Annotated in this window: 1 protein-coding gene; it reads left to right on the top strand. The window is 73.4% G+C overall.

Going from position 1 to position 10,825, the window contains the following annotated elements; translation table 11 throughout:
• Positions 1-61: 61 nt before the first annotated feature.
• On the top strand, positions 62-10,633 hold the full coding sequence (locus ACFWX1_RS40295) for an SDR family NAD(P)-dependent oxidoreductase (RefSeq protein ID WP_378395135.1): 10,572 nt from the start codon (positions 62-64) through the stop codon (positions 10,631-10,633).
• Positions 10,634-10,825: the final 192 nt, after the last annotated feature.

Raw genomic sequence — 10,825 nt, forward strand, 5'->3', positions numbered from 1 at the left:
GTGCCATACAGGACTTTTCGGCCGCACGGCCGGTCCACCGCCGAGGGACGAGAGGCTGAAGATGAACAACGAAGAAAAGCTCGTCGAGTACCTCAAGCGGGTGACCGGCCAGCTGCACGAGACCCGTGAGCGCCTGCGTGAGGTCGAGACCGCCGAGCAGGAGCCGATCGCGATCGTCGCGATGGGCTGCCGGTACCCGGGCGACGTGCGTTCGCCGGAGGACCTGTGGCGGCTGGTGTCCGAGGGCACCGACGCCATCGGCCCGTTCCCGGCCGATCGCGGCTGGGACACCGACGACCTGTACGACGCCGACCCCGACCACCCCGGCACGAGCTACGTCCGCGAAGGCGGATTCGTCCACGACGCGGGCGAGTTCGACGCGGGGTTCTTCGGCGTCTCGCCGCGGGAAGCGCTGGCGATGGACCCGCAGCAGCGCGTCGTGCTGGAGCTGGCGTGGGAGACCGTCGAGCGCGCGGGTATCGCGCCGCACTCGCTGCGGGAGGCCGCGGTCGGCGTGTTCGTCGGCAGCGGCGGCCAGGACTACTACGACGAAATCCCGCCCGCGACGCTGACCGACGCCGTCGAGGACTACCTCAGCACCGGCAACGCGGGCTCCGTCCTTTCCGGACGCGTTGCCTACGCGCTCGGGCTCGAAGGACCCGCGCTCACTGTCGACACCGCGTGCTCGTCCTCGCTCGTCGCGATCCACCTGGCCACCCAGGCGCTGCGGCAACGCGAATGCTCGCTGGCGCTGGCGGGCGGCGTGGCGCTGATGGCCACCCCGGCGCCGTTCCTCGCGTTCAGCAGGCAGCGCGGGCTCGCGCCGGACGGCCGGTGCAAGCCGTTCTCCGCGGCCGCGGACGGCACGGGCTGGGCCGAGGGCGCCGGACTCGTTCTGCTGGAACGGCTTTCCGACGCCCGGCGCAACGGCCATCCGGTGCTGGCGGTGGTCCGCGGTTCGGCGGTCAACTCCGACGGCGCGTCCAACGGCCTGACCGCGCCGAACGGGCCTTCGCAGCAACGGGTGATCCGGCAGGCGCTGGCCAACGCGCGGCTGTCCGTGGCGGACGTCGACGCCGTCGAGGCCCATGGCACCGGCACCACGCTCGGCGACCCGATGGAGGCGCAGGCCGTGATCGCGACCTACGGGCAGGAGCGGCCGGAGGACCGTCCGGTGTGGCTCGGCTCGGTGAAGTCGAACCTCGGCCACGCCCAGGCGGCGGCCGGGGTCAGCGGCGTGATCAAGATGGTTTTGGCGCTGCGCAACGGAGTTCTGCCGAAGACGCTGCACGCGGCCGAGCCGTCCGGCGAGATCGACTGGTCGGCGGGCAACGTCCGGCTGCTGCAGTCCGAACGGCCGTGGCCGAGGACGGAGCGCGCCCGCCGCGCCGGGGTGTCTTCGTTCGGGGTGAGCGGGACGAACGCGCACCTGGTACTGGAGGAGGCCCCCGCCGAGGAGACCGTGCCCGCGACGCCCGCGTGGCCCGCCGGGCTGGCCGTTCCGCTGCCGGTGTCCGGCGCGGGGGAGCGGGCGCTGCGCGCGCAGGCCTCCGCTCTCCGGTCTGTTGTGGACGGTCAGGAGTCCTTGCTGGACTTGGGTTTCTCGCTCGCGACGACGAGATCGTCGCTTACCGACCGGGCGGTCGTGCTGGCCGGGGACCCGGCTGCCGCGAGCCGGGGGCTGGATGCGCTCGCCGAGGGTTCGAGCGCACCTGGCGTCGTGCGTGGAACCGCCGCCGAGGGGCTGACCGCGTTCCTGTTCTCCGGCCAGGGCGCCCAGCGCGCCGGGATGGGCCGGGAGCTGGCCGGGACGTTCCCGGTGTTCGCCGAAGCGCTGGACACCGTCTGCGCCGGATTCGACGGACTCCTGGACCGGCCGCTGAAGGAGGTGCTCTTCGCTGAGAGCGGGCCGCTGGACGAGACCGGCTACACCCAGCCCGCGTTGTTCGCGATCGAGGTCGCGTTGTTCCGCCTGCTCGAATCCTGGGGCGTGAAGCCGAATCTGCTGCTCGGCCACTCCATCGGCGAGCTGGCCGCCGCGCACGTCGCCGGGGTCTTCTCGCTGGAGGCCGCGTGCACGCTCGTCGCCGCGCGCGGCCGGTTGATGCAGGCGCTGCCCGCGGGCGGCGCGATGATCGCGGTGCGGGCCACCGAGGAGGAGGAGGTCCGGCCGCTGCTGTCCGACGCCGTCGGGATCGGCGCGGTGAACGGCCCGTTCTCGCTGGTGCTCTCCGGCGACGAGGACGCGGTGACGCGCCTGGCCGCGCATTTCGAGGGCCAGGGCCGGAAAACGCGGCGGCTGCGGGTTTCCCACGCCTTCCACTCGCCGCGCGTGGACGCCATGCTCGACGAGTTCTGCGCGGTCGTGGCGGGGCTCGAGACGGCGGCGCCGGCGATCCCGATCGTGTCCGACGTGACCGGCGAACTGGCTTCGGCGCAGGATTTGCGCGACCCGGAGTACTGGGTGCGGCACGTCCGCGAGACCGTGCGGTTCTCCGACGGCGTGGCCACGCTGGAGGCCGAGGGTGTGACGCGGTATGTCGAGGTCGGGCCCGGTGGCGCGCTCGCGGCGCTCGTCGGCGACAGCCTCACCACGACGTCCGACACCGCCGTGGTCGTCCCGGCGCTGCGTAAGGACCGGCCCGAACCCGAGGCGGCGCTCGCCGCGCTGGCGGAGCTGTACGTCAACGGCCTCACCCCGGACTGGGACGCCGTGTTCGCCGGGCGCGGGGCGCGGCGGGTGCCGCTGCCGACCTACGCCTTTCAGCGGCGGCGCTACTGGCTCGACGCCCGCTCGCGGCTCGACGAGGTGACCGCGGCCGGGCTCCAGCGATCGGGTCACCCGTTGCTGGGCGCGGCAACCACGGTGGCGGGCACGGACGGCGTCGTCCTCACCGGCAGGCTTTCGTCCGGCGCCCAGCCCTGGCTCGCCGATCACCGCGTCGGGGGAGTGGTGACCGTCCCCGGTACCGTCTTCCCGGAGTTGGCGATCCGGGCCGGTGACCAGGTCGGCTGCGGGCGGATCGAGGAACTCACCCTCGGCACCCCGCTCGTGCTGCCCGATCGGGGCGGGGTGCGGATCCAGGTCGCCGTGGGTGCCGCGGAGGCGTCGGGCGCACGTCCGTTCGGCGTGTACTCCCGGCCCGATGCCGACGCCGATGACGAGCTGGAATGGACTTCGCACGCGACCGGGCTGCTGGTCGCGACGCACGCCGGACGCGGAGTCGAGCTGACCGAGTGGCCGCCCGCCGGCGCGGAACCCGTCGAGGTGGACGGGCTCTACGAGGAGTTCGCCGAAACCGGCCTGGACTACGGACCGGCTTTCCGTTCCCTGCGCGCGGTGTGGCGGCGCGGGGAGGAGATCTTCGCCGAGGTCGCGCTGCCCGAGGACGTCCCGCTCGACGCGGGCCGGTTCGGCCTGCACCCGGCCCTGCTCGACGCGAGCACCCACGCGCTGCGGGTTGCCGGAGACGGCGACGGTGGTGTCGGCCTGGTCCCGTTCACGTGGTCGGGAGTGGAACTGCACGCCTCGGGCGCCGCCGAGGCGCGGGTCCGGTTCAGCCCGGCGGGTGCCGACGCGTTCGGTGTCGTCGTGGCGGACGCGACCGGGGCGCCGGTGGCGACGATCGACCGGACGGTGTTCCGCCCGCTCGCCTCGCCGACGGCCGGGTCCGCACGCCGTGATCCGCTGTACCGCCTCGACTGGCGGCCTCTCCCGGCTTCGGACGGTGCCACCGTGTCCACTGTGGACTTCGATAGGCTGGCCGACGCCGATGCGGTCCCGCCGGTGGTGCTCCTGACCATCGAGCCGGGATCCGACGCTCAGTCGGTGCACGACCGGGTGCGCCGGGCGTTGCTCGCCGCCCAGACGTGGGTGTCCACTTCGGACTATGATGAGTCCACGCTCGTGGTGGTGACCCGGGCGGCGGTCGCCGTTTCCGGCGAGGACGTGACGGACTTCGCGGGCGCGGGTGTCTGGGGCCTGCTGCGTTCGGCGCAGGCCGAGCACCCCGGCCGGATCGTGCTGCTGGACGTCGACGAGCAGGCGGACGTCGCCGCGTCGCTGGGGACCGCGCTCGCTTCGGACGAGCCGCAACTCGTGCTGCGCCAAGGCGTCCTCCACGCTCCCGCGCTGACCCGCGTCAAGCCGGGGGAGCCACAAGCCAAGCGGTTCGACCCGGATGGGACCGTGCTGCTCACCGGCGGTTCGGGTGCGCTCGGCGCGGAACTGGCCCGGCATCTGGTCACCGAGCACGGCGTGCGGCATCTGCTGCTGGTGAGCCGTCGCGGGCTCGACGCGTCTTCCGAGCTGCTCACCGAGTTGGCGGACCTGGGCGCCGAAGTCCGGACCGCGGCCTGCGACGTCGCCGACCGCGAGGCCCTGGCCGCGGTGCTCGCGGCGGTGCCGGAGGAGTATCCGCTGACCGCGGTGGTGCACACCGCGGGCGTGATCGACGACGGCGTACTCAGCTCGCAGACGCCCGAGCGGGTCGACGCGGTGCTGCGGCCCAAGGTCGACGGCGTGCTTGCCCTGCACGAGCTGACTTCCGGCACCGATCTCGCGGCGTTCGTCCTGTTCTCGTCGGTGTCCGGCGTGCTCGGCGCACCGGGACAGGCGGGCTACGCGGCCGCGAACACCGTGCTCGACGCCTTCGCCGCGCACCGGCGGGCCCAGGGCCTGCCCGCACTGTCGCTGGCCTGGGGCCTGTGGGCGGAAGCGGGCGGCATGGGCGGCACCCTGGACGAGGCGGAGGTCGCGCGGCTCTCCGCCACCGGCCTGCGCCCACTGTCCACTCAGGACGCCCTGGCGTTGTTCGACACGGCGCTCGCCACGGACGAGCCCGCGGTCCTCCCGGTCCGGTTCGATCTCGCGGCACTGCGGGCCTCCGGCGCCGACGCGCCGAAACCGGTGTGGGACCTGGCGAATCGCGGGACGCGGCGCACCGCGGCCGGGTCCGCCGCGGTGGTCTCGTCCGGGCGGCTGCTCGCGGACGTCCCCGAGGCCGATCGCCTCGCCACCGTGCTCGACCTGGTCCGGACCCGCGCGGCCGCGGTGCTGGGCTACGCCTCCGCCGAGGACATCGACCCCGGCCGGGAGTTCCAGCAGCTCGGCTTCGACTCGCTCACCGCGATCGAGCTGCGCAACGGGCTGAACGCGACCACCGGGCTGCGGCTGCCCTCGACGCTGGTCTTCGACTACCCGACGGTGTCCGCGCTGGCGGAACACCTGCTGGCCGAGCTGTCCGGGCTGAGCCCGCGCGACAGCGTGGTCGCCGGGGTGAGCGCCCACGACGAGCCGATCGCGATCGTCGGGATGGGCTGCCGCCTGCCCGGCGGCGTCTCGTCGCCGGACGACCTCTGGCGGCTCCTCGACGAAGAGGGCGACGCGATCGGCGAGTTCCCGGCCGACCGTGGCTGGGACCTGGGCAGGCTGTACGACCCGGAGCGCGTGCGGCCGGGCACGAGCTACGTGCGCGAGGGCGGGTTCGTCCACGACGCCGGTGAATTCGACCCGGGCTTCTTCGGTGTCTCGCCGAAGGAAGCGGCGATGATCGACCCGCAGCAGCGGCTACTGCTCGAAACCTCCTGGGAGGCGCTGGAGCGGGCGGGCATCGATCCCTTGTCGCTCAAGGGTTCCCAGACCGGCGTCTACGCCGGGGTGCAGTACCACGACTACGTCGGCAGCAACAGCACCGGCTCGATCGTCACCGGGCGGGTGGCCTACACCCTCGGCATCGAGGGGCCCGCTGTCAGCGTCGACACGGCGTGCTCGTCGTCGCTCGTCGCGTTGCACTGGGCGGCGCAGGCCTTGCGGCAGGGCGAATGCACGCTCGCGCTCGCCGGGGGCGTGACGGTGATGGCGACACCGGAGACGTTCGTGGAGTTCAGCAGGCAGGGCGGCCTCGCCCCGGACGGCCGCTGCAAGGCCTTCTCCGCCGACGCCGACGGCACCTCGTGGTCCGAAGGCGCGGGCGTCGTGGTGCTGGAACGGCTGTCCGACGCGCGGCGCCTCGGGCACCCGGTCCTCGCGGTCCTGCGCGGCAGCGCCATCAACCAGGACGGCGCGTCCAACGGGCTGACCGCGCCCAACGGGCCCGCCCAGCAGCGGGTGATCCGCAGCGCGCTGGCCGCCGCGAACCTGACGCCCGCGGACGTGGACGCCGTCGAGGCGCACGGCACCGGGACGAAGCTGGGCGACCCGATCGAGGCACAGGCGCTGCTGGCCACCTACGGCAGGGAGCTGCCGCCGGAGCGTCCACTGTGGATCGGTTCGGTCAAGTCGAATCTCGGGCACACCCAGGCCGCGGCGGGCATCGCCGGGGTGATCAAGATGGTCCTGGCCATGCGGCACGGCGAGCTGCCGAAGACCCTGCACGTCCGGGAGGCCTCGGGCGAGGTCGACTGGTCGGCGGGCAACGTGCGGCTGCTGACCGAGCGCGTCCCGTGGGAGGCGGCCGGACGGCCGCGGCGCGCCGGTGTCTCGTCGTTCGGCGTGAGCGGGACCAACGCGCACGTCATCCTCGAAGAACCGCCCGCCGCTCCGGCCTCGGTGCCCTCGGGCGACGTGGCCGACCTCGACACCCCGGTGCCGTGGCCGCTCGCCGCGCGCGGCGGAACGGCGCTGAAGGCACAGGCCGAGCGCATGTTGGCCTTCGTCGACGAGGCCGATCACGAGCTGGCCGACGTCGGCTATTCGCTCGCCACCACACGTTCGGCGTTCGACCATCGCGCGGTGGTGCTGGGCAGGCGGCGTCCCGAATTCCTTCGCGGCCTGATGGCGATGGCGGACGGCGAAGAGGCCGACGGGCTCGTCGAGGGCGTCGTGCTGGCCGGTGGCAAGGCCGCGTTCCTGTTCTCGGGCCAGGGCGCGCAGCGTGCCGGGATGGGCGACGGCCTCGCCGCCGCGTACCCGGTGTTCGCGCGGGCTTACGAGCAGGTGCGGGCCGAACTGGACCGTCACCTCGACCGTCCATTGAGGACAGCGACGGCGGACCCGGAACTGGTGGACAGCACGGAGTACACCCAGCCCGCGTTGTTCGCGTTCGAGGTGGCGTTGTTCCGGCTCGTCGAATCCTGGGGGCTGCGGCCGGATTTCCTGGCCGGGCACTCGATCGGCGAGCTGAGCGCGGCACACGTGTCCGGCGTGCTCTCGCTGGAGGACGCCGCGATGCTGGTCGCCGCGCGCGGCAGGCTGATGCGCGCACTCCCCGAAGGCGGCGTCATGGTGGCCGTCGCGGCCTCGGTGGACGAGGTTCGGCCGTTGCTGGGCGAAGGTGTCGACATCGCCGGGGTGAACGGCCCGATGTCGGTCGTGCTCTCCGGGGACGAAGCGCCGGTGCTCGAACTCGCCGCGCGTTTCGCCGAAAACGGGCGCCGCACCAAGCAGTTGCGGGTGTCGCACGCGTTCCACTCGGCGCGGATGGAGCCGATGCTCGCCGAGTTCGGCGCGATCGCGGACAAGCTGACGTTCTCGGCGCCGCGGATCCCGATCGTGTCGACCGTGACCGGCGAACTCGCCACCGAGCTGACCTCGCCGGAGTACTGGACGCGTCAGGTGCGTCAGGCCGTTCAGTTCCACGACGCCGTCCGCTGGCTGGAAGGCAACGGCGTCAACCGGTTCGTCGAGCTGGGGCCGGACGCCACCCTCGCCGGACTGGTCGAAGACGGCTTGGAAGACCGCGCGGCGGCGATGGTCACCGCGACGGCGGACAAGGAGGCTCCGGAGCCGGCGGCATTGCTGACCGCGATCGCGCGGCTGCATGTGAGCGGTCGGTCGCCCGACTGGGCGGCCTTGTTCGACGGCACCGGTGCCCAGCCGGTGGAGCTGCCGACCTATCCGTTCCAGCGGCAGCGTTTCTGGGTCGAGAACGGCGGTACCGAGGAGCCCGGCCAGGTGCGGCATCCGCTGCTGGGTTCCGCGGTGCCCCTGGCCGAAACCGGTGGTGTGCTGTTCAGCGCCCGGATTTCCCTCGGCACGCACCCGTGGCTGGCCGAACACGCGGTCGGCGGCGCGGCGATCTTCCCCGGCACCGGATTCGTCGAGATGGCCGTCCGCGCGGGCGACGACGTCGGCTGCGAGGTCGTGGAGGAGCTGACCATCGAGGCGCCGCTGGTGCTGCCCGAGCGGTCCGGCGTCCAGGTCCAGTGCGCGATCGACGGCCCGGACAGCGCCGGGCGGCGCCGCTTCAGCGTGCATTCCCGGCCCGAGGGCGCCGAGGACGCCCCGTGGACCCGCCACGCGGCCGGCGCGCTGGCACCCGCGGACCGCCGCCCGTCGTTCGAGCACACCGAATGGCCTCCCGCAGGCGCCGAAGCGGTGTCGCTGGAGGGCATGTACGAGGGCCTGGCCGAGAGCGGCCTGGTCTACGGTCCCCGGTTCCAGGGCATGCGGTCCGCGTGGAAGGCGGGCGACCACGTGTTCGCCGAGGTGAGCCTGCCCGCCGCCGCACAGTCCGAAGTGGACGATTTCGGGATCCACCCGGCGTTGTTCGACGCCGCGCTGCACGCCATCGGCCTGAGCGGGGCAACCGAGGAACGGTCCCTGCCCTTCTCCTGGGAAGGCGTGTCCCTGCACGCGGTGGGTGCTTCCGCGCTTCGGGTCCACGTCCGGCCGACGGGACGCGGCGCGGTGGCCATGGAGATCGCCGACGGCGCCGGGCAGCCGGTCGTCTCGGTCGGGTCGTTGCTGCTGCGGCCGATGTCCGCGGAACCGGCCGCGCCGGTTGTGGTGAGTACCCCGGACACGTCGCTGTACCGGGTCGAATGGCAGAAGGCCACGCTGGACGAGGTGACCGCGGACCGGTGGAGCGTGCTCGGCCCGGACCGCTGGGGCCTCGCGGACACCCTCGGCGCGCGGATCGTCTCCGATCTCGACGAGGCGGCACAGGGCACCAAGGTGCTCGTGGTGCCGTGCGCCGAAGGACAGCCGGCTCGCGAGGAAACACACCGGATACTGGGGCTGCTGCAGAGCTGGCTGGCGGACGACCGATTCGTTACGGCGAAGCTCCTGGTCGTCACCAGAGGAGCGGTGTCCTGCGACGGGGAGGACGTGCCGAACCTGGCCGCCGCCACGGTTTCCGGCCTCGTGCGCTCGGCACAGGCCGAGCACCCTGAGCGCGTCGTGCTCGTCGACCTGGACGCGGACGAGGCCTCGATCCGTGCGCTGCCCGCGGTCGTCGGCTCGGGCGAATCCGCGTCGGCCTTGCGGGGCGGGACGCAGCGGGTGCCGCGGCTCGTCGGCGCCGCTTCGCCGTCGGCCGAACCGGCCTGGGACCCGGACGGCACCGTGCTGATCACCGGGGCGACGGGTGCGCTCGGCGGCGCGGTCGCCCGGCACCTGGTGAACGCGCGCGGTGTCCGCCGGTTGCTGCTGGCGAGCCGCCGGGGAGCTGACGCCCCCGGAGCCGCCGCGTTGCGCGACGAACTGGTGGGGCTGGGAGCCACCGTCTCGCTGGTCGCCTGTGATGTCGCCGATCGGGCGGCCACGGCGACGATGCTGTCGGAGATCCCGGCCGGGCATCCGCTGCGCGCGGTGGTGCACACGGCCGGTGTGCTCGACGACGGCGTGCTGACGGCGTTGACGCCCGAGCGCGTCGACAAGGTCCTGCGGCCGAAGCTGGATGCGGCGCTGAACCTGCATGAGCTGACTCGCGATCTCGACCTGACCGCCTTCGTGTTGTTCTCCTCGGCCGCCGGGGTGCTCGGCGCGCCGGGGCAGGGCAGCTACGCGGCGGCGAACGCGTTCCTGGACGCGCTGGCCGCGCATCGGGTGGCGTCGGGACTCGCCGGGCTTTCCCTCGCCTGGGGCATGTGGGACACCGGGGACGGCGGCATGGCCGCCGGTCGTGGCTCCGACGGCAGCGGTCTCGAAGCTTTGTCTCCCGAGCAGGCACTGGGCCTGTTCGATGCGGCGACGGTGCTCGGAGACCCGCTGCTGGTGCCGATCCGCCTCGACCTCAAGGCGCTCGGGCGGCGGGACCGTGGCGAGCTTCCGGAGGTGCTTCGCGGATTGGTGCGGACGTCCTCCCGGCGGGTCGCCCAGGAGGCGCCCGCCGAGACCGGGTCGCTGCGGGACCGGCTGGCGTCGATGCCCGCGAACAAGCGGGTGCCCACGCTGCTCACCCTGGTCCGCACGCAGGCCGCCGCGCTGCTGGGCTACGGCGGGCCGGACGAGGTGGAGCCGGACAGGGCGTTCAGCGAGATGGGCTTCGATTCGTTGTCCGCCACCGGTTTCCGGAACAAGCTGATCCTCACCACCGGGCAGAAACTGCCCGCGAGCCTCATCTTCGACTACCCGACCCCGCGCGAACTCGCCGAGTACCTGTGCGCGGATCTGGTGCCGGAGGACGAGGAGTCAGCCGCTGCCTCGCCCGCGCCGTCGTCCTCTGTGGAGCCCGAAATCCCGGCGGCGCCGGATTCGGAGGACGACATCCGGGAGCTGCTGCGCACCATCCCGGTGTCCCGGCTGCGGGAATCGGGCCTGCTGGACGGCCTGCTCGGCCTCGCCCAGCGGCCCGCACCGGCGGCCGAGGCCGGGGCCGGGGCGGCCGCCGAGGTGCCGCGCGAACGCCCGTCGATCGACGAGATGGACCGCGACGCCCTCATCAACCTGGCCATCGGCGGCGGCGAGTAGTCCTCCGCCCCCGGCCGGAGCCGAGGGACGCCCCCGGTGCGTCTACCGCACCGAGGGACGCCCTTGGTGCACTCAACGCACCCAGGGACGCCCTTGTCGCAGCCAGCCCGGCCAGGAAGCCCCCCCCCCCCCCCCCGCGCCCACATCACCGGGGGGGGGGGGGGGGGTGGCAGCGGCGCCGGGCGGGCGGAG

Origin of the sequence: Amycolatopsis sp. NPDC059021, assembly GCF_042739895.1 — a bacterium.
Taxonomy (GTDB): domain Bacteria; phylum Actinomycetota; class Actinomycetes; order Mycobacteriales; family Pseudonocardiaceae; genus Amycolatopsis.